Below are 20,543 nucleotides of genomic sequence, written 5' to 3' on the forward strand. Positions count from 1 at the left end.
AAGAGGCGCAGTTTACAGGGACTTTGGCGCGTTGGGTGGCGATGAAATGCGATCCCTGTAGGAGCTGGCTTGCCAGCGAAAGCGGATTCTCAAGCAACAATGATATTGATCGTGACGGCCTCTTCGCTGGCAAGCCAGCTCCTACAAGGGATGCGTCAGTAGCCGTTGGAGCCGTAGTCGGGCTGAAAATCAAAGCCAGTGACGCGCTCCACGCCGGTTTCCAGCCGCCCATCCGGCAACAGCCGCAACCAGCGATACCCCGGCGCCTGCTCCCCGACCTTGAAGTCTTCGCTGCCCGGCTCGAACTGAATGCAGGTCGATGGCGAGGCGATCAGACGCACGCCGTTACGCAATTGATCGATTTCCTGATGCACATGCCCCCACAGCACGGCACGCACCTGTGGAAAACGATCCAGAACTTCAAAAAAAGCTTCGGGATTGCGCAGCCCGATCGGTTCCATCCACGCACAGCCGATCGACACGGGGTGATGGTGCAGGCACACCAGGTGGTGCCGTTCTGGCGCTTCACTCACAGAGCGGGCCAGCAGTTGCAACTGTTCGTCCTGCAAATACCCCGGCACCGAGCCTGGCACTGCCGAATCGAGCAGCGTGACCCGCCAGTTGCCGATGTCCACTACGGGCTCCAGCAAGGCACTCTGCACCGCCGCCTCGGCCATGATCCGTGGCTCGTCGTGATTGCCGGGAATCCAGCGCGCCGACGCGTCGAGCTGTCGGCTCAGCTCACGAAACTGCTGGTAGGACTCGAGCGTGCCGTCCTGGGACAAATCGCCGGTGGCCAGGACCAGATCGATCCGAGGCTGCTGCACGCGCACCAATTCGATGACTTTTTGCAGGCTGTCTCGGGTATTCATGCCCAGCAGCGAGCCGTCCGCTTCGGCGAACAGGTGACTGTCGGAGAGTTGCACCAGCATCGCCGTATCGGCTGTGGTCAAGTTGGATACGCTCGGCAAGGCGTTCTCCCAGGGCGTGATCGCGGGATTGGATAATGGCGCAATTATGCTGGGGGATGATGAAAAAGGGGAATCCGCGAACCTGACGCAGTTCACAAGAACATCAACGGACCACTTCGTACTCGTGCCCCAACGCCAGGCAATGGCTCAGCCACTCGCCCAGGAACATGTTCAACTGGGCCTTTTCGTCGGGCTGGTGCATCGAGGCGTTCGGGTAAGGATAGATGCCGCGAAAGCGCCGCGCATGTTCGGCGCTGACCACTTCGGCCATACACGCGTCGTGGTAGACCTGCACTTCCAGTTGCGGCACCGGCAGCCAGGGCAGGCTGTGCTCCTGGCGCACCTGCAGGGTCGTGGTGTAGGGACAGACCTGCAGCACTTCCAGCGCCAGCACGCCGAGCATCTGGTCGCCATGGGTCACGGCGATACGCCGCGCCGCGGGCTCATTGCGCATGTCCGGCAACAGTCGCATCAGGCGCGCGTAGTTCGCCTCGCAGGACGCCTGCAGCCCCACGAGGTCCACCCGATAGCGATCGCGCAGCTTGTTTACGACCATAGCCCCCTCACTTCAACGCGGTTCAGTGCCAGCCATTGCAAGGCAATGATGCTGGGCGCGTTGGCAATACGTCCGTCGCGTACGGCTTGCAGGGCATCTTCGAAAGCCCACACCGTGACGCGAATATCTTCAGCCTCTTCCTCCAGCCCATGCAGGCCGCCTACCCCACTACTATCGCAACGTCCCAAGTACAAATGCACGAATTCGTTGCTGCCGCCCGGCGATGGAAAATACCGGGTCATCGGCCACAGTGCACCGATGACAAGCCCAGCTTCCTCCTGCGCTTCGCGGTGAGCAACTTCTTCCGGTTGCTCATCCTTGTCGATCAGACCAGCGACCAGTTCGACCAGCCACGGATTGTCGGTCTTGCCCAGGGCACCGACACGAAACTGCTCGATCAGCACCACTTCATCGCGCAGGGGGTCGTAGGGCAGCATGCACACCGCATCGTGGCGCACGAACAGTTCACGGCTGATTTCGCGGCTCATGCCGCCGGCGAACAATTCGTGGCGCAAGTGCACGCGATCGAGCTTGTAGAAACCCTCGAAGCACTTTTCGCGCCGAACGATATCCACGGCGGTCGGAATGGCTTTGGCAAAATCAGTCATGACAATCCTCGTATCTGACACCGAGGCTCCAGCCTCGACTTCGCGCCATCCTAACGCGCCCATGAGGTTTGATGCAGCCCCTTTACCTTCAGCGGGATGGACGGTGAGGTCGAAACCCACTCTAATTAGCTTAGTGGCGAACTGACTGCTCCGTTGATAGTCGAAGCGGGTAACTTTTTGCCTTTCCCTGTTTTATGAAGGACGCCCATGTCGCTTTTTAAAATTGCCTCCGTGGCTGCTCTCGCCCTGATCCTGGGCGCTTGCCAGAGCCTGTTCCAGCCCAATTATCGCGCGCCGCTGGAAACCACCCGCGACGCCACCGAGCAACTCAAGCCAGGCTGTACGGACCAGGACTGTCCGCTGGTGAACATCGACACCCTGCATTTCCCCGCCGAACCTGCTCTGGACGGCATCATCGAAAAACGCCTGCTGCAAATGACCCGCACCTCGCCCGACGCCCCGGTGGCACCGACGCTGGCGGCCTATCGCGAACAGTTTTTGCGCACTGCAGGTCCGCGCAACAGCATTTACCTGCAGGCCAAGATACGTGAGCAGCATGACGGCTTGGTGATCATCGAGTTGTCCAGCTACCTGGACACCGGCGGTGCCCATGGCACGCCGGGTCGAGGTTTCATCAACTATTCGCGCCAGCAGCAAAAGGTGCTGACACTGTCGGACATGCTGGTACCCGGGCAGGAAGAGGCGTTCTGGAAAGCCGCACAGGTGGCCCACAACAGCTGGTTGATCAGCACCAAGCTCGATCAGGAACCGGAGTTCGTCAAGAGTTGGCCGTTCCAGAAAACCCAGAACGTGGCACTGACCTATGGCGGGGTGATCCTCAAGTACGAAACCAGCAGCATTGCGCCTTACGCGCTGGGCCATGTCGAACTGAAGATCCCCTACCCCCGCCTGAATGGCATCATCAAGCCCGAGCTGTTTCCCGGCCGTAACTGAAGGCCCGGCCCAGCACCAGCTGCAACAGCCCTGCCAGGATCAACGCCGGCAGGGTTGCGCCGATGTCCGGATACAGATTGGCCAGCAAGTGATAGGTGCTGACCCCACCCAGCCAGGCGAGCAGCGCTGGCCAGCGCAATGCAGCTGACGCCACCTTGCCGCTGCGTTTGCGCAGGATGAAGTGATCCACCAGCACCACGCCGAACAGCGGCGCGAACACCGAACCGATCAACAGCAGGAAGTTCTGGTACTGGGCCAGGGGCGCCAGCAAGGCGATCAGGGTACAGATCACGCCGATGGCCAAGGCCAGGTGCTCGACTTTCAGGCGCAACAGAATCCCGCTGGAAACCGCTGCCGAGTGAATATCGGCGAAGGCGTTTTCCGATTCATCCAGCAGGATCAGCAGCAGCGGAATCCCGAGGCCCGCGCCTGCCAATGCCAACAGCAAGGCATTGACTTCGCCACTCGGCGCGAATGCCAGGGTGTAGGCCACGCCCAGGCTCATCAGCCAGAAATTACCGATAAAGAAGCCGATCGCCGTACCGCCGAAGACATTCTTCGCACGCTTGCCGAAACGCGAGTAGTCGGCAATCAGTGGCAGCCATGACAGCGGCATCGCGATAGCAATGTCGAAGCCCACCGCGAACGGCATCGAACCGTCACCTGCCTGTGCCCACAAGGCGGCCAGATCAGCTTTGGCGAACAGGTTCCAGGTCAGCCAGATGCACGCGGCCAGCAGCAGCCAGATGCCCCATTTGCGCAGGATCTGGCGTACAAAGGTCAACGGGCCACTGACGGCCAACAGGGTCGCCAGGGCGCCGAAGAACAGGGTCCACAGCACAGGATTGGACATCAGGCTGCCATCGCTGAAGGCTTTGGCGCCCAACAGGCTGGCGGCATCGCGCATGACGATGATTTCGAATGAGCCCCAACCGATCAGTTGCAACAGGTTCAGTACCGCCGGCAGGCTCGCGCCTTTGCTGCCGAGGCTGAGCTTGAGCGCAGCCATCGATGACAGGCCTGTGTCGCTGCCGATCACGCCGACCGCAGCCAGCAGCAGGACACCGACCAGTGTGCCGAGGAAAATCGCCAGCAGCGAGCCGGACAGGCCCAGGCCTGGCGCAAGCAGCGCGCCGGTCTGCAGGACCATCAGGCCGATGCCGAGGGAAAACCACAGGGAAAACAGATCGCGGCCGCCGAAGACACGCCTGTCGGTTGGCACCGCGATGTCGGGTGAGTAAGTGCTGGGTTGAATGCTCAAGGGGTGTTATCTCAGAGGGACATTTGTTGTTGTGTTGTGATCGTTCCCACGCTCCGCGTGGGAACGATCAGTGCGGGATCAAACTTTCTGATACAGCTGACTGCCTTCCTGCTTGAAGCGCTCAGCCTGTTCGGCCATGCCCTGGGCGACATCCACGTCAACCGCTTCGATCCGCTGGTTGGCCGCATACTCGCGGACTTCCTGGGTGATTTTCATCGAGCAGAATTTCGGTCCGCACATGGAGCAGAAGTGCGCGACCTTGGCCGAATCCTTCGGCAGCGTCTCATCGTGATACGAACGCGCGGTGTCCGGATCAAGGCCCAGGTTGAACTGATCTTCCCAGCGGAACTCGAAACGCGCCTTGCTCAAGGCGTTGTCACGGATCTGTGCGCCCGGGTGCCCCTTCGCCAGATCGGCGGCGTGAGCGGCGATCTTGTAGGTGATGATCCCGGTCTTCACGTCATCCTTGTTCGGCAGGCCCAGGTGTTCCTTGGGCGTGACGTAGCAGAGCATGGCGCAACCGAACCAGCCGATCATCGCCGCACCGATACCGGAGGTGATGTGGTCGTAGCCCGGCGCGATGTCGGTGGTCAGCGGGCCGAGGGTGTAGAACGGCGCCTCGTCGCAGCACTCCAGCTGCTTGTCCATGTTCTCCTTGATCAACTGCATCGGCACGTGGCCCGGGCCTTCGATCATGCACTGCACGTCGTGTTTCCAGGCGATCTTGGTCAGCTCGCCGAGGGTTTCCAGTTCGCCGAACTGCGCTTCGTCGTTGGCGTCGGCAATCGAGCCCGGACGCAGGCCATCGCCCAGCGAGAAGCTGACGTCGTAGGCCTTCATGATTTCGCAGATGTCTTCGAAGTGGGTGTAGAGGAAGTTTTCCTTGTGGTGCGCCAGGCACCACTTGGCCATGATCGAACCGCCACGGGAAACGATGCCGGTCACGCGCTTGGCGGTCATCGGCACGTAGCGCAGCAATACGCCGGCGTGGATGGTGAAGTAGTCGACGCCCTGCTCAGCTTGCTCGATCAGCGTGTCACGGAACAGCTCCCAGGTCAGGTCTTCGGCCACGCCGCCGACTTTTTCCAGGGCCTGGTAGATCGGCACCGTACCGATCGGTACCGGCGAGTTACGGATGATCCACTCGCGGGTTTCGTGAATGTGTTTACCGGTGGACAGGTCCATGACCGTGTCCGAACCCCAGCGAATGCCCCAGGTCAATTTCGCCACTTCTTCTTCGATGGACGAACCCAGGGCGCTGTTGCCGATATTGCCGTTGATCTTCACCAGGAAGTTACGGCCGATGATCATCGGTTCCAGTTCGGTGTGGTTGATGTTGGCCGGAATGATCGCGCGACCGCGGGCGATTTCGTCACGGACAAATTCAGGGGTGATGATTTTCGGTACGCTGGCGCCGAAGCTGTGACCGGCGTGTTGCTGGTCCAGCAGGCCGGCGGCGCGGGCCACTTCCAGCTTCATGTTTTCGCGGATGGCGACGTATTCCATCTCGGCGGTGATGATGCCTTTGCGCGCGTAGTGCATCTGGCTGACGTTGGCGCCCGGCTTGGCGCGACGCGGGTTGTTCACGTGGGCAAAACGCAGCTTGGTCAGCTCCGGATCGGCAAGGCGTTCCTGGCCGAAGTTGGAGCTCAGGCCGCTCAGGCGCTCGGTGTCGCCACGGGATTCGATCCATGGCGAACGCACATCGGCCAGGCCTTTGCGCACGTCGATGATGACGTTGGGGTCGGTGTACGGGCCCGAGGTGTCGTACACCACAACCGGCGCGTTGACCTCACCACCGAAGTCGGTCGGCGTCACGTCGAGGCTGATTTCACGCATTGGCACGAGGATGTCCGGGCGAGTGCCCTGGACATAGATTTTTTGCGAGCGGGTAAACGGCTGCACCGATTGTTGATCGACCTTGGCCGAGTCACTCAGGTTGGTGGCGATTTTTGCTTTTGTAGTCATCACGGGCTCTCCAGACAGCATCCAGGCAGTGGAATTTTGTCGGAGCGAACCTGTAACGAATGGACGCGACCAATCAGCCATGACAACGCTGTTGGTGCTGTGCTCAGTGCTCGAGGGGTGTTCGATTGTCGAACAACATCCCGGACGAAGCACAAGAGGACTCGCCGGGTGACGAGAAATCTTGTTCCCTACGCAGGCGCTAACCTGATCAGGTTCAACGGGATCCGAAATTATTCGATCTCAGCCTCATAGCAAGGCACCCCGACAAGAACCCGGCCAGTCTAGACACAACTGGCAAAGAACGCCAACCCCGTTGCAAACACCATGATGAATGGCGCAATTACCGGGAGCGGCAGGATTGTTGCCGCTCCAATGCACAACTACACTCGCTACGCCAAGCTGCGCATTGACGTTGCACAGGCAGCGCCTTAGCCTTGGCGCTCAAATTACTTGTGTAATATTTTTACTAGGGAACGCCTATGCTGCGCAAACTCTCACTGGCCCTTGCCGTGTCTTGTGCGTCCAATGGAATGGCCTGGGCAGCAGAAGCGCCCTTATCGACCAGGACCGACCTGGTCAGCGTTTATCAGGAAGCGGTGAACAACAACGCCGACCTCGCCGCCGCCATCGCCCAATATGGCGCCCAGAAAGAAGTCGTACCCCAGGCCCGCGCCGGGTTGCTGCCCAACCTGTCGGGCGGTGCCAATGTTGCCAACGTGCGCACGGCAATCGACCAGCCTTCGGCCACGACCAACCGCAATGCCCATTCGTACCAGGCGACCCTGGCGCAACCGCTGTTCCGCGCCGACCGCTGGTTCCAGTTCCAGGCCGCCAAGGACGTCAACGAACAGGCTGCGCTGCAGCTCTCCGCGACCCAGCAAAACCTGATCCTGCAGACGGCCGACAGTTACTTCAACGTACTGCGCAGCCAGGATAACCTGGCCTCGACCAAGGCCGAGGAAGCCGCGTTCAAGCGTCAACTGGATCAGTCCAACGAGCGCTTCGATGTCGGCCTTTCGGACAAGACTGACGTGCTGAACTCGCAAGCCAGCTACGACACGGCACGCGCCAATCGCATCGTTGCCCAGCGCCAGGTGGACGATGCCTTCGAAGCCCTGATCACCCTGACCAACCGTCAGTACAAGTCGATCCAGGGCATCAGCCACAACCTGCCGATCCTGCCCCCCGCGCCGAACGACGCCAAGGCCTGGGTGGAAACGGCGGCCAAGCAGAACCTCAACCTGCTGGCCAGCAACTACGCCGTCAGCGCTGCCGAGCAAACCCTCAAGCAGCGCAAGGCCGGCCATGCACCGACCCTCGACGCCGTGGCGCAATACGAAAAAGGCGACAACGATGCGTTGGGCTTCAGCAACCCGAACGGCTTTCCCCAGGCGTATGGCGGTAACGTCGAGCAAACGACTGTGGGCCTGCAACTCAACATCCCGATCTACAGCGGCGGCCTGATCAACTCCCAGGTGCGCCAATCCTATGCGCAACTGGACCAGACCGAGCAGCAACGCGAATCCCTGCGCCGGCAGATCGTCGAAAACACCCGCGACCTGCACCGTGCGGTGAATACCGATGTCGAGCAGGTACAGGCGCGCAAGCAGTCGATCATCTCCAACCAGAGTGCGGTGGAAGCGACCGAAATCGGTTATCAGGTGGGTACGCGAAACATCGTCGACGTGCTGGATGCGCAGCGCTCGCTCTACACCTCGGTACGCGACTACAACAACACCCGCTACGACTACATCCTCGACAACCTGCGCTTGAAGCAGCAGGCCGGTACGTTGAACCCGGGGGATTTGCAGGACCTGGCGCGTTGGCTCAATCCCAACTACAACCCGGACAAGGACTTCCTGCCGCCGGACCTGGCGAAGGCTGCGGCTGAACAACTCAAAGCCAGGCCTTGACACAGTTCCTGTAGGAGCCGCCCGCAGCAAGCCGGCTCCTACAGGTCAGCGGTCGATCAACCGCCCCAGCCCATCCAGCAAGCGCTGCAGCGCCCCCTGATTGGCCCGCATCACCTTCAACCCCGCCTCGGCCATCCGCTGCGCATCGCGCGGCAATTCGAACAGGCGCTGCACCGCCAACGCCAGCCCTTGGGCATCTTCCACTTCCTGCAACGCCCCGGCGCTGCGCAACTGCGCGGCGATTTCAAGGAAGTTGAACAGGTGCGGGCCACTGAGCACCGGCTTGGCCAACGCTGCCGGCTCAAGCAGGTTATGCCCGCCATTTGGCACCAGGCTGCCGCCGACGAATGCGGTATCGGCCAAGGCGTAGAGAAACAGCAACTCGCCCATGGTGTCACCCAACAACACCGACGTGCCGGCGGTGACCGCTTCGGCGCTGGAGCGCCGAACCGTGGCAAAGCCCTGCTGGCGACACAACTCGAATACCGAATTGAAACGCTCAGGGTGGCGCGGCACCAGTATCAGCAAGGCATCTGGATGGCTCGCGAGCAGCTGGCGATGGGCTGCCAGTACCACCTCGTCTTCGCCATCATGGGTGCTGGCGGCAATCCACACCGGGCGTTCGTGCGCCTGCCATTGCCCGCGCAAATCGGCGGCACGTTGCAACAGTTGCGGGTCGATGGTCAGGTCGAACTTGATCGAGCCGGTGACTTCGACGGTATCCGTTCGCGCGCCCAACTGACGAAAACGCTGGGCCTCGGCTTCGGTCTGCACCGCAAACAGGCTCATCTCGGCGAGCATCGGCCCGGTCAGTTTACCGAAGCGGCCGTAGCCCCTGGCCGAACGCTCGGACAGTCGCGCATTGGCCAGGGCCACGGGAATCCCGCGCTTGGCACATTGATGGATATGGTTGGGCCAGAGTTCGGTTTCCATGATCACCGCCAGTCTCGGCTGGACCCGATCAAGAAAACGCTTGGCGGCGCACGGCAAATCGTACGGCAAATAGCAGTGCTGGATGCGCGGCTCATTGGCGAACAACGCCTGGATGCGCTCCGAACCGGTGGGAGTCATGCAGGTCACGGTGATCGGCAGCTGTGGATAACGTTGCAGCAAGGCGCGAATCATCGGCGCGGCGGCAATGCTTTCGCCCACAGACACCGCGTGCACCCAAATTCCACCGGGCTTCATTGTCGGCATCGCGTAGGAAAAACGCTCACCGATGCGCTTGGCATAGGCCGGGGCCTTGCGCGAACGCAGCCACAGCCGAATCGCCACCAATGGCAGCCCCAGGTAAAACAGCGCGGTGTAGAGAGTTCTATTCATGGCGGCGGAGTTTATCGGGTTTTTCGCCGATCGCCTGCAAGTGCACGGCAAAACGTTCCGCCAGCCAGCGAGCGGCCGGGCCCAGGGGTTCGTCGCGGCGCCAGACCAATTCCACCACCAGCGCTGGCGGAGTCCATTCGCTGGCCAGTTCGACCATCAAACCCTGGTACGCCGAGTACTGCACGACGTGCCGCGGCAGCCACGCCCAGCCGAGGCCACGGACCAGCCATTCGGCCATCACGTAAAAACTGTCGGCCCGCCAGACTTGCGGGCTGGCCGGCTCGCTGCCGGGGTAGACGCTGGACTGCGTGGACATCAGCAACTGGCGATGCTGCGCCAGTTCCTGGCAGTTCACTTCAGCCTTTACCGCCAACGGATGCCCGACACCGCACACCGTGACCATCTCGACGCTGCCCAGCACCCGCCGCTCAAGGGCTTCGGGAATTTGATCGTGGTAAAACAGCAAGCCCAGATCGGCTCGACGCTCCACCAGCTTGCGCGCCACATCGCCCTGGGCAGCGCTGGTCAGTTGCACTTCAAGGCTGGGGAATTTTTCCGCCAGGGCTTCAAAGCTTTCAATGACGGGTTGGTAAGGCATCGCCTCGTCCTGGGCCAGACGCAGGCGAGCCTCCTGGCCGCGCATCATTGCCAGCGCCCTGCCGTTGAGGCGCTCGCATTGGCGCAGCACTTCCCGTGCCTCTTCCAACAAGGCGTTGCCAGCTTCGGTGAGTTTCGGCTGGCGGCCGCTGCTGCGGTCGAACAGGCTCACGCCGAGATCTTCCTCCAGCAGGGCAATCGCACTGCTGACCGCCGACTGGGCCTTGCGCTGGTCCCGCGCCACGGCAGAAAACGAACGCTGCTCCGCCACACCGACAAACAAGCGCAGTTGTTCCAGATCCCATTGCATTGGCAAACCCATCTTCAGGACAGATAGGTAATGACTTTACCGCATCTGGAGAACCTCTAGAATGCCGAACTCAGCAAGCAACACTTCATACGAGGATTGACCCATGACCGCTTACTACTACCTGGCCATTGCCATCTGCGCCGAAGTGATTGCCACTGTTTCGATGAAAGCGGTCAAGGGCTTCAGCACCCCGTTGCCGCTGTTGCTGGTGATCGTCGGCTACGGCATCGCCTTCTGGATGCTGACCCTGGTGGTGCGCAGCGTGCCGGTGGGCGTGGCTTACGCGGTATGGGCCGGCATGGGCATCGTGATGGTCAGCGTCGCGGCGCTGTTTATCTACGGGCAGAAGCTGGACGTACCGGCGATGCTGGGGATGGCGCTGATCGTGCTGGGGGTTGTGGTCATCCAGTTGTTCTCCAAGACTGCCGGGCACTAAAACACGCGCACAATCTTTTGTGGGAGCGAGCAAGCCCGCTCCCACAATTGATCACCAACAAATCCACGCTTCTTCGAGTCTGTATACTGCGCCTTCGTCTTGAACACTGAGGTCGCTGCATGCCATCCGTTATTTCCACCGACGTTCTCATTGTCGGCGCTGGTGTCGCCGGCCTCTGGCTGAACGCGCGCCTGCGCCGCCAGGGTTTCTCGACCGTGCTGGTGGAAAGCGCCAGCCTCGGCGGCGGGCAGAGTGTGAAGTCCCAGGGCATCATCCATGGCGGCGCCAAGTACGCACTGCATGGCGCCCTGACCGGCGCCTCCGAAGCCATCGCCGACATGCCCCGTCGCTGGCGCGAAGCCCTGGCCGGGAACGGCGAACTGGACCTGTCGGGTGTGCGCCTACTCTCCGAAGCCCACTACCTCTGGTCCCCCGGGACGATTGCCGGCAACCTCACCAGCTTCTTCGCCAGCAAAGCCGTGCGCGGTCGCGTCGATCAGGTCAAGGGCGACCAATTGCCACCGGCCCTGCAAGACAAACGTTTCAAGGGCAAAGTCTATCGCCTGGCGGAACTGGTGATCGATGTGCCAAGCCTGATCCAGCGCCTGGCTGATCTCGCGGGTGACGGTCTGCTCGCCGGACAGAAGATCGAGCCGCTGCTGGAGGGCGGCGTGCTGGTTGGCCTGAAGGTGGACGAACGCGAGATCCGCGCCCAACGCATCGTCTTGAGCGCTGGCGGCGGAACCGCGGCGCTGCTCGAAGCGCTGGGGTTGACCCAGCCCGCCATGCAACGCCGCCCGCTGCACATGATCATCGCCAAGGGCCCGAGCCTCAAGCCGCTGTACGCCCATTGCCTGGGTGGCGGAACCAAACCGCGGATTACCGTGACCACGCACCCGGCGGCCGATGGCCAGTGGGTGTGGTACCTGGGCGGCGACATCGCCGAAGCCGAAGGCGTGGCCCGCGAGCCCGCCGAACAGATCGCCACCGCACAGAAAGAACTGGGTCAGTTATTGCCATGGATCGACCTCAGCACCGTGCAGTGGGCAACCTTGCGCGTGGACCGCGCGGAGCCATTGCAATCGGGGCTGACCCGTCCCGACAACGCCTTTGTTGCCGAGGAAGGTCGCCTGTTGGTGGGCTGGCCAACCAAACTGGCACTGGCGCCGGACTTCGCCGACCGGGTGTTCGCCAGCCTCGCCCGCGATGGTATTCAACCGGGTCCGGCCAGCGCGTTGCCGGCGCTGCCAAAACCGCCAATGGGCGTGCCAGCCTGGGAGCAACTGCTGCCATGAGCCAACCCACTTTGCACGACCTGCATCGGCCCCTGGGCAGCACCGGCTTGCTGGTGTCGCCCCTGGGCCTGGGCACGGTAAAACTCGGCCGCGATCAAGGGGTGAAATACCCTAACGGTTTCCAGATCCCCGATGATGACGAAGCGCGCATGCTGCTCAAACTCGCGCGTGATATGGGCATCAACCTGATCGACACCGCTCCGGCCTATGGTCGCAGCGAAGAGCGCCTCGGCCCGCTGCTGCGGGGTCAGCGTCAGGATTGGGTAATCGTCAGCAAGGTCGGCGAAGAGTTTGCCGACGGGTTGTCCCGGCACGATTTCAGTGCCGGGCACACCCGCCTCTCGGTGGAACGCAGCCTGCAACGTCTTGAAACCGATTTTATCGACCTGGTGCTGGTGCACTCCGACGGCAACGACCTGGCCATCCTCAACGACTGCGAAGTCTATGCAACGCTTGCCGCGCTCAAGGCCGAAGGCAAGATTCGCGGCTTCGGGTTTTCCGGTAAAACCGTTGAAGGCGGCTTGAAGGCGCTGGAGCAAGGTGATTGCGCGATGGTCACCTACAATCTGAACGAGCAAACCGAAAAGGCCGTCATTGACTATGCTGCTGCTCACGGCAAAGCCATTCTGGTCAAAAAAGCCCTCGCCAGCGGTCATGTGTGCCTGAGTCCAGGCGTGGACCCGGTGCGCGCCAGTTTCGAGTTGTTGTTCGAACATCCCGGCGTGGCCAGTGCTATTGTCGGAACGATCAATCCGCTGCACCTCGCCCATAACGTGGCGACCGTTGCCCAGGTCCTACGTAGCAACTGATGCCGCCCCACGCGGCCTAAAGCAGGAGCCGACATGCCGCGTACGCTCATTAGAAAGAACCCGAGCAACTTCAAGACCCTGCCGTTATTCGTCGAAGCGACTCCCGAAGGCCTGAGTTATCAGAGCGTCGGGAGGCCGTTGAATTTTTCCCAGATCCTCCAACGTCGGCGTCCGGTGACCGTCGCCGACAAGGATCGGTTTTCCGTTGAACTGGCCAATCTCGGGGTTTCGGTACGCCTGACACTGCATTGGCAGAATCGCGATTACTGGGTGCTGGTGCGCCAACGGCGGCAGGACCGCGGCGACGTGGTGCTCAAGCTGATTTCCGGCTACGTGCCAGCCCATGAGCTGAACCTGCCGCTGCACACGGCCATCCAGGAAATTGCCGAGGAATGCCTGCTGGAAACCCCGGAAGGCTGGCTCGGCGGACGCTTCAACGACACCTGGCTACCCGCGCCCTACTCGAGCGCCCTGCACTATCGCGAAGCCCTGCCATTTCGCCTGTCGCCGCTGTCCGGCTCGGCACGTCCGGTGCGCTGCGCCAACCTGCCATTGATCGAACGGCCACGGGCCTACGTGCACTTGCCGACCGCCTCGCTGCAATTGATCTATGACTTGCGCCTGGAGGTGCCCAAGGAAGCGAAGTCCCTGAGCCTGTTTCACGTCGACGAACGCCTGGAAGGCGATCAACTGGTGGCCCGCCTGGATCGCAAGCGTCCCGACCTGTACCTGATGCCATTACAGGACGGCCACCCCTTGGCCGAGCTCTACACCTTGAAAAAGGATCAGTTGCACCCGGCAAGCACGCGCGGATTGTACCTGGCGGAAAGCTTTGCCCGGCAGGAAGGCTGGCTGGTGAAAGATGAGCGAATTCGCTGGAAGGACTGGGTGCGCCAGCAAGGTTTGACGCCACCGGATAAGGCTTCTGGATTGGCGCGATTGCGAGGGAAGGCCCGGCAACTGCTGAAGAAGATCGTCCCGCGTACCCTGTAGGAGCGAGCTTGCTCGCGATGGAAGTAGGGGCACCGCGTTGAATCAGGTAGCCCGCGTTATCGTTAACGTCCATCGCGAGCGAGCTCGCTCCTACAAGGGCTTTATTCTGACTTGCGGATCTTCTCGACAATGGCGGTCGTGGAGCTGTTTTCCACCAACCCCAGCACTTTCACGGTCCCGCCGTAGGCGGTCACGATGTCGGCACCAACCACTTGGTCTATCCCGTAGTCTCCACCTTTGACCAGCACGTCCGGCTTGACCTCACGCAGCAGGTTCTCCGGTGTGCCCTCAGCGAAGCTGATCACCCAATCGACTGCGCCCAGACCTGCGAGCACCGCCATTCGCCGGTCGACACTGTTGATCGGCCGGCCAGGCCCTTTCAGGCGGCTGACCGACGCATCGTCGTTGACCGCAACGATCAGGCGATCGCCTTGCGCCCGCGCCTGCTCCAGGTACGTCACATGCCCGGCATGCAGGATGTCGAAGCAGCCGTTGGTGAAGACGATTTTCTCGTTATGCGCACGCGCATCGTCGACTGCCAGCAACAGCTGTTCCAGGCCCAGCACACCGCGCTCGGAACCTTCTTCACGCTGGATAGCCCGACGCAGTTCCGGCGCACTGATAGCCGCCGTACCAAGCTTGCCAACCACGATGCCGGCCGCCAGGTTGGCCAGGCCCACCGCATGCGGCAGTTCCTCACCCGCGGCAATCGCCGCTGCCAAGGTGGAAATAACCGTATCGCCAGCACCGGTCACGTCGAACACTTCACGGGCGCGTGCCGGCAGGTGCAATGCCGGATGATCCGGGCGCAGCAGGGTCATGCCGTGCTCACCACGGGTCACCAGCAAGGCGCCAAGGTCCAGGTCGTGCATCAGCTGCGCGCCCTTGCTCACCAATTCGTGCTCATCGGCGCAACCACCGACGATGGTTTCGAATTCGCTGAGGTTCGGCGTGATCAGGCTCGCACCGCGATAAATGGAGAAGTCCTTGCCCTTGGGATCGGCAAGCACCGGAATGCCACGGGCACGGGCGGCCTGGATCAACACCTGATGGTTTTTCAGCGCGCCTTTGCCGTAGTCGGACAGCACCAGCACCTTGATGCCTTCGAGCAGCTCGTCGACCTGCACGGACAACGCCAGGGAATCAGTGGCGAACGGTTCTTCGAAATCGATCCGCAGCAGTTGCTGGTGACGACTCATGACCCGCAGCTTGACGATGGTCGGCTGGTGGGCAATGCGCTGGAACAACGCACGCACACCGGCACCCTTGAGGCTATTGACCAGGCTGTCGGCGGCTTCATCGTCGCCAGTCACACCCACCAGAGAGGCCGGGGCGCCGAGGGCGGCAATGTTCAACGCAACGTTGGCGGCACCGCCCGGGCGGTCCTCGATGTGTTCGACCTTGACTACCGGTACTGGCGCCTCAGGGGAAATCCGTGAGGTACCACCATGCCAGTAACGGTCGAGCATGACATCGCCGACCACCAAGACAGGGGCTTGATCGAATCGCGGCATGGACAACTTCATGGAGCAACCCACATACAAAATGAACAGGGGCGCGATATTAACACAGGGTGGGCACAGGCTTGTGAGACGGCTGCAACGGGATCTTGCGGCAAGGCTTTTTGATCAATTATTGAGCAAAAACCGTGGATACACTCACGTGGCGCATTGCACGCCGGCAGGGCATCAGGGTGAGCCAGGCTCACCCTGATGTCGGTATCAGGCGATGTCTTCCGCCGGGGTATCGAGCCCCATCGCATGCAGGCGCGAATAGTAGCCATTTTGTGCCAGCAATTGCGTGTGCGTGCCACGCTCGACGATTTCGCCCTGATCCATTACCAGAATCAGGTCGGCCTTTTCGATGGTCGACAACCGGTGAGCGATGACCAGCGTGGTACGCCCCTTCATGACCTGATCCAGCGCTGCTTGAATGTGACGCTCGGACTCGGTATCGAGCGCCGAGGTGGCTTCGTCGAGAATCAACAACGGAGCATTTTTCAGCAAGGCACGGGCAATCGCCAGGCGCTGGCGCTGACCGCCGGACAGCAGTACGCCGTTTTCCCCGACCTGGGTATCCAGGCCTTGCGGCATCTGCGCGATGAAGTCCATTGCGTACGCGTCCGCGGCAGCCTTCTCAATGTCGGCGCGAGGTGCGCCAGCCAGGTCACCGTAGGCGATATTGTTGGCAATGGTGTCGTTGAACAGGGTCACATGCTGTGTGACTTGCGCTACGTGCCGACGCAGATTGCGCAAACGGTAGTCTTCGATTTCGACATCATCGAGCAGGATTTCGCCGACTTCATGATGGTAGAAGCGCGGTATCAGGCTGGCGAGTGTCGATTTGCCGCTGCCAGAGCGACCAACCAACGCGATCATCTGGCCTGGCGCCGCGGTGAAGCTGATGTTCTTCAGCACCTCACGCTCTGTGCCTGGATAGGTAAAGCTCAGATTACGCACTTCCAGGTAGCCTTTGACGCGGTCGCGCTCAACGGTACCGTGGTCGACTTCCGGCTCAACGTCCAGTTGCTCGAAAATGCTTTCGGCACCGGCGACACCTTTCTGAATGGTCGAACTGACTTCCGACAGCTGACGGATCGGCTTGGGCAGCAGACCCGCCGCAGTGATGTAGGCCACCAGGTCACCGGCGGTTGCATCGCCGCGCAGGAACAGCACCAGGAACATCAACACGGCCATGGCGGTGTAGATCACCAGCTGCAACATCGGCGTGTAGACCGCACCGGTCTTGGTCATGCGCAGTTGCTTGTCGGTATTGCCCTGGCTGGCCTCGGCGAAACGCCGTTCTTCGTAGCTCTCGCCACCGAAGCTGCGCACTACGCGATACCCCTGGATGGTTTCGGACGCCACATGGGTCACGTCGCCCATGGCCACCTGGATCTTCTTGCTCTGCTTGCGGAATTTCTTGCTGGTATTACCCACCATGAGCGCAATCAGCGGAAGGATGGCCAGCATCACGATGGTCAGTTTCCAGTTCATCCACAGCAGGTAGGCAAACAGGAAGACCACGGTCAGGCCTTCGCGGATCACCACCTTGATAGCATCGGTAGCGGCACCGGTCACCATGGTCACGTTGAACGTGATGCGCGAGATCAGATGCCCGGAATTATGGGTATCGAAATAGCGGTTTGGCAGAACCAGCAATTTGTTGAACAACTCGACCCGCAGGTCGTGCACCAGCCCCAGCGAAACCTTCGCCAGGTAATAGTTGCCGAGGAAAGAGCCCAGGCCTTGCCACGCCGCGATCAGGATGATCAGCAATGGCACGGCCATCAACAGCTGCAAGTCCTTGAGATACGGGACGTCGGGGAAGAGCACCGCTTCAGGATTGCTCAGGCCATCGACGAAATACTTGAGAATCCCCGCCAGCATCGGCTGTGTGGAGGCAAAAATCACGAAGCCTACGATACTCAGCAAGAAAAGGCCGAGATAAGGTTTTACATACCCCAGCAGCCGAAAATAGATTTTCAGGCTGGAGTCCTGTCCCGCTTTGGGCGGTGCGTCACTCATCGTAGAGCTCACTGGTTAGGAAGAACGCGAAATTTTATCACAAGCGTCGGGATTGGCCCGAGCCCATACCAAAACACTGGCCAGGCCAATGGGTAACCAACTGATGAACCATTCGGCCCTCGGTGTACCGTTCAGGCTGGCGGCATCGAATTGCATCGCCAGGGTAGAGAACAACCAGATGCCGATGATTCCCTTGGCATAGAGCGTTTCCCGAACCTTCCAGGCCTCGCGCAGAACTGCGATCCAGGTCGCCGCCCACAACAATAAACCTGGCAGGCCCAATTCGATGGCCACGTGGGTGAACAGGTTATGGGCGTGGTCAAAAGACTGCCCATCGGCGAACACCCTGTAGTGACTACCGAGGCCCAGGCCCCGCCATGGATGTTCAGCGATCATTTGCAAACTGGCCATCATGATCTGCGGGCGATAGGAAACACCGCGCGACAGGACCAGGGATTCGAAAAGCCAGAACGCCAGCATCGCGATGATCAGTGCGAGCGCCGCGACGAGACGACTGCGTCGGTCACGGCACCAGATCGGCATGGCCAGTATCGTGAGAAACAGTGCCAGGGCCGCGCCGCGACTCTGGCTGAGCAGGACAAATATCCCCAGAACGCCCAAAGCAAGGGCACAGACTACCTGCATCAAGCCCGTACGCGGTGTCCAGAGTACCAGCCACACGGCTGCCAGCCCGATGACGTAGCCGCCCAGGATCGGATGGGACAATTCGCCCAGCCCTTCCACGCGTGAAACCCATACGTTGCCATGCATTCCATAAAATTTGACGATCGCCACCAGCGCCGTGACAGCCAGCCCTATACCTCCCCATTGCATGACGCGGATCACGCGCTCGGGTCGGGCATTGGCGAAAACCGGAAAGAACAACAGGAACACCACGATGTACAGCACGCGCTTGGCTGCGCGGTCAGGATCAGGCGTGTTCGACCATGAAAGACTGAGCAGTGACCAGATCACCAACCCCAGCAACGGCAGGTAGATCCAGCGCTGGTCATGGAACAATTCCCGAAGCCGGACCCGTGCGGACCAGCAGAGCATGATTGCAGGCAACCAGAGAAACACCACCAAGCCTTGCTGATAGAGCTTGTTGGTAGGCGCAATGGCGATGGCCAACAAAAACCACAAAAGACCTACTGTCATCCATGCTTGCGCCCAACGAGTTTCTTGCATCAAATTGCTCCTGTAAGCGTTCGCTCACCCAACCCGACATGGTTAAAGCTGAATTTTTTCGGCATCATTGCCCGCCACGGCGCCCCGTTCTTCCAACAAGGCTTTCTACGATGCAATGTTCCCGGCTCCCTCAAGCCGCCCTAAATCAAATGATTGACGGTGCCAAAGTACTGGAGGCCGACAGTTACGGGCCAAAAGTCTACCTGTTGCAAGATGGGAATATCCTCAAACTGTTTCGTCGCAAGCGTATTTTCTCATCCGCCTTGTTTCGGCCCTATTCGAAACGCTTCATCGACAATGCAGTCGAGCTGCAAAAACTCGGTGTACCGACCTTGCAGGTTCTGCAGTATTACCGACTGCAGGCGCCCGGCATGACAGCCGTGCTGTACCAGCCACTACCAGGCGAGACCCTGCGCCAGATCGCTAACAAGGAAGGCTTCAACTGGCCACAAGCCTTGCCCGAACTGGCCGGACTGATACGCCGCCTTCATCAATCGGGGATCTACTTCCGGTCGCTGCATCTGGGCAACATCGTGATCACGCCTGACAATCAAATGGGCCTGATTGATGTGGCTGACATGCGCTTCCTGCGAGCACCCTTGCCTCGGCATCTGATCAAACGCAACCTGCAGCACTTCGCACGCTATATTGCGCGCGAGAACCTGAACGACACCTTTCCGATGCAAGCATTGGAGCAGGCAGTGCTGCCCTCATGAGAGTAGCGCACGGGCGGTCTGGCTGAAGCTCAGCCAGGCTTGATCCGGCCCTAACGCCTGGAATTGATCAGCAGCGACCGCTTCGGCAGAGACGCTGAACGCGCGCAGGATCGCGTCGCGCCAGGCGTTCACGTCATCGACCGGGGCGTACCGGCCGCTATCGGCCAACTGCTCACGAAATACCGCCAGATCACTGGACAGCACCGGAATGCCGGCCATGACAGCTTCCTGCATAATGAGCCCCAGACCTTCCTCCCGCGATGGGATTGCAACCCAGTCGAACGCACGATAAAGACGCGCTGCGTCATCGAGATGGCCCGGCAGCAAGACTTGCTCGCGCAGCCCCAACTCATCGATACGTGCTTCCAGCACGGCACGAGTGCTTCCCTCCCCGATGATGACCAGCCTCAGGTCAGCACGCTCCTGCAATGCCGCCGCAAAGGCATCGAGCAGGCAATTGAAGCCCTTTTCGGAAACCAGGCGTCCCACGGCCCCCAATACTGGCCCACCGTTAGCAGACAGGCCCAACCGCATCAGCGCCTCCTCCCGAGAAAGCAAAGCACGCCGGAAGGCGGTAGGCTCAAAGGCACTGCGCAATGTCACGACCGGTACCTGCAAGTCACGACTCAGCGAGGTTGCGAGGGTGTTCGACACGGCGGCCAAGGCCAGTTGTGAAGACGGGAGCTGCTGGAAGAGCGCGCGATCACCCGCATGCAGTCGGGTCGATCCATGAAAAATGACCACGACGCGGATATGCGGCAACGCCTTGAGTATCGGCAACAGCGTGCGCGCTACTCCCAACCCGTCAAGCAACAGCAGACGCGCGTCGCTCTCCTGGAGGGCACGGTGAAACCGGGCTCGCATCCAGGGCTTGGTCAATCGCCAGAAATGCCGCCCTTTCAAACGAGCAGAAGACAGCCCCCATTCGCGGATCTCACCAACGTTCACTCCACATTCGGAGGCGCCCCCCTGAAGCAACCAGGTTTTCACCGGAGCTGATGGCAAGGCCTGCGACAGTATCTGCTGATGCACCTTGTGGATCGAAGCAAACGGAGCACCGCCGGCCCACATCACGTTGAGAATACTCATAGGGCAAGCAGCCAATACAGAAGGTTATG

18 protein-coding genes and 1 riboswitch are annotated in these 20,543 nt (G+C 60.7%); of the genes, 7 read left to right on the forward strand and 11 right to left on the reverse strand.

The annotated features are described in order from the left end of the window. Positions 1–155: 155 nt before the first annotated feature. The 3 genes from cpdA to BKX96_RS21250 form a co-directional block, all read right to left on the reverse strand. Positions 156–971: a 3',5'-cyclic-AMP phosphodiesterase gene (gene cpdA / locus BKX96_RS21240; RefSeq protein ID WP_046819862.1), complete on the reverse strand. Its 816-nt coding sequence runs from the start codon at positions 969–971 to the stop codon at positions 156–158. Between the two features lie 103 nt (positions 972–1,074). Next, entirely contained in the window at positions 1,075–1,527 is a 453-nt protein-coding gene (locus BKX96_RS21245; protein ID WP_046819863.1) for a DUF1249 domain-containing protein, read from the reverse strand. Further along, complete coding sequence (locus BKX96_RS21250; RefSeq protein ID WP_046819864.1) at positions 1,518–2,135, reverse strand: NUDIX domain-containing protein; 618 nt, start codon at positions 2,133–2,135, stop codon at positions 1,518–1,520. Before BKX96_RS21250 ends, BKX96_RS21245 begins: the two co-directional genes overlap by 10 nt. Positions 2,136–2,342: 207 nt before the next feature. Between BKX96_RS21250 and BKX96_RS21255 the strand changes: the two genes are divergently transcribed. Next, positions 2,343–3,089 (forward strand): RsiV family protein, encoded by a 747-nt coding sequence (locus BKX96_RS21255; protein ID WP_077185408.1) that lies wholly within the window; start codon positions 2,343–2,345, stop codon positions 3,087–3,089. Here the strand turns inward: BKX96_RS21255 and cytX are convergent. Both cytX and thiC read right to left on the reverse strand, forming a co-directional pair. Then, positions 3,058–4,350, reverse strand: coding sequence for a putative hydroxymethylpyrimidine transporter CytX (gene cytX, locus BKX96_RS21260; RefSeq protein ID WP_046819866.1), 1,293 nt, complete (start codon positions 4,348–4,350; stop codon positions 3,058–3,060). The genes BKX96_RS21255 and cytX overlap by 32 nt on opposite strands. Before the next feature lie 78 nt (positions 4,351–4,428). Beyond that, positions 4,429–6,318 (reverse strand): phosphomethylpyrimidine synthase ThiC, encoded by a 1,890-nt coding sequence (gene thiC, locus BKX96_RS21265; protein WP_008063536.1) that lies wholly within the window; start codon positions 6,316–6,318, stop codon positions 4,429–4,431. Positions 6,319–6,486: 168 nt separating this feature from the next. Further along, positions 6,487–6,592: riboswitch (TPP riboswitch) on the reverse strand. A gap of 205 nt (positions 6,593–6,797) precedes the next feature. On the opposite strand from thiC, the gene BKX96_RS21270 reads away from it, so the two are divergent. Beyond that, positions 6,798–8,231: a TolC family outer membrane protein gene (locus tag BKX96_RS21270; RefSeq protein WP_046819867.1), complete on the forward strand. Its 1,434-nt coding sequence runs from the start codon at positions 6,798–6,800 to the stop codon at positions 8,229–8,231. 45 nt (positions 8,232–8,276) lie between these two features. On the opposite strand, the gene waaA is transcribed toward BKX96_RS21270, so the two are convergent. Next, positions 8,277–9,554 carry a lipid IV(A) 3-deoxy-D-manno-octulosonic acid transferase gene (gene waaA / locus BKX96_RS21275; protein ID WP_077185409.1) on the reverse strand — a complete coding sequence of 426 codons (1,278 nt, stop codon included), beginning with the start codon at positions 9,552–9,554 and terminating at the stop codon, positions 8,277–8,279. Continuing rightward, positions 9,547–10,461 (reverse strand): LysR family transcriptional regulator, encoded by a 915-nt coding sequence (locus BKX96_RS21280; RefSeq protein WP_046819869.1) that lies wholly within the window; start codon positions 10,459–10,461, stop codon positions 9,547–9,549. Before BKX96_RS21280 ends, waaA begins: the two co-directional genes overlap by 8 nt. Before the next feature lie 103 nt (positions 10,462–10,564). Between BKX96_RS21280 and BKX96_RS21285 the strand changes: the two genes are divergently transcribed. From BKX96_RS21285 to BKX96_RS21300, 4 genes are all read left to right on the forward strand, one after another. Beyond that, a complete protein-coding gene (locus tag BKX96_RS21285) occupies positions 10,565–10,897 on the forward strand; it encodes a DMT family transporter (RefSeq protein ID WP_008004867.1) in 333 nt (110 codons plus the stop codon). Between the two features lie 119 nt (positions 10,898–11,016). Continuing rightward, positions 11,017–12,192, forward strand: coding sequence for an NAD(P)/FAD-dependent oxidoreductase (locus tag BKX96_RS21290; protein ID WP_077185410.1), 1,176 nt, complete (start codon positions 11,017–11,019; stop codon positions 12,190–12,192). Continuing rightward, a complete protein-coding gene (locus BKX96_RS21295; RefSeq protein ID WP_077185411.1) occupies positions 12,189–13,001 on the forward strand; it encodes an aldo/keto reductase in 813 nt (270 codons plus the stop codon). Before BKX96_RS21290 ends, BKX96_RS21295 begins: the two co-directional genes overlap by 4 nt. Positions 13,002–13,034: 33 nt before the next feature. Beyond that, a complete protein-coding gene (locus BKX96_RS21300; RefSeq protein ID WP_046819872.1) occupies positions 13,035–13,994 on the forward strand; it encodes a hypothetical protein in 960 nt (319 codons plus the stop codon). Positions 13,995–14,095: 101 nt separating this feature from the next. On the opposite strand, the gene hldE is transcribed toward BKX96_RS21300, so the two are convergent. The 3 genes from hldE to BKX96_RS21315 form a co-directional block, all read right to left on the reverse strand. Beyond that, positions 14,096–15,520 (reverse strand): bifunctional D-glycero-beta-D-manno-heptose-7-phosphate kinase/D-glycero-beta-D-manno-heptose 1-phosphate adenylyltransferase HldE, encoded by a 1,425-nt coding sequence (gene hldE, locus BKX96_RS21305; protein WP_046819873.1) that lies wholly within the window; start codon positions 15,518–15,520, stop codon positions 14,096–14,098. A gap of 195 nt (positions 15,521–15,715) precedes the next feature. Next, positions 15,716–17,521 (reverse strand): lipid A export permease/ATP-binding protein MsbA, encoded by a 1,806-nt coding sequence (msbA, locus tag BKX96_RS21310; protein ID WP_046819874.1) that lies wholly within the window; start codon positions 17,519–17,521, stop codon positions 15,716–15,718. Positions 17,522–17,536: 15 nt separating this feature from the next. Beyond that, positions 17,537–18,709, reverse strand: coding sequence for an O-antigen ligase family protein (locus BKX96_RS21315; RefSeq protein ID WP_077185412.1), 1,173 nt, complete (start codon positions 18,707–18,709; stop codon positions 17,537–17,539). Between the two features lie 149 nt (positions 18,710–18,858). Between BKX96_RS21315 and BKX96_RS21320 the strand changes: the two genes are divergently transcribed. Continuing rightward, positions 18,859–19,425, forward strand: coding sequence for a BUD32 family EKC/KEOPS complex subunit (locus tag BKX96_RS21320; protein ID WP_235431890.1), 567 nt, complete (start codon positions 18,859–18,861; stop codon positions 19,423–19,425). Here BKX96_RS21320 and BKX96_RS21325 read toward each other — a convergent pair. After that, a complete protein-coding gene (locus BKX96_RS21325) occupies positions 19,420–20,514 on the reverse strand; it encodes a glycosyltransferase (protein WP_077185413.1) in 1,095 nt (364 codons plus the stop codon). The two genes, BKX96_RS21320 and BKX96_RS21325, sit on opposite strands and share 6 nt — an antisense overlap. Between the last annotated feature and the right edge of the window lie 29 nt (positions 20,515–20,543).

Origin of the sequence: Pseudomonas putida, from assembly GCF_001976065.1 — a bacterium.
Taxonomy (GTDB): Bacteria; Pseudomonadota; Gammaproteobacteria; order Pseudomonadales; family Pseudomonadaceae; genus Aquipseudomonas; species Aquipseudomonas serbica.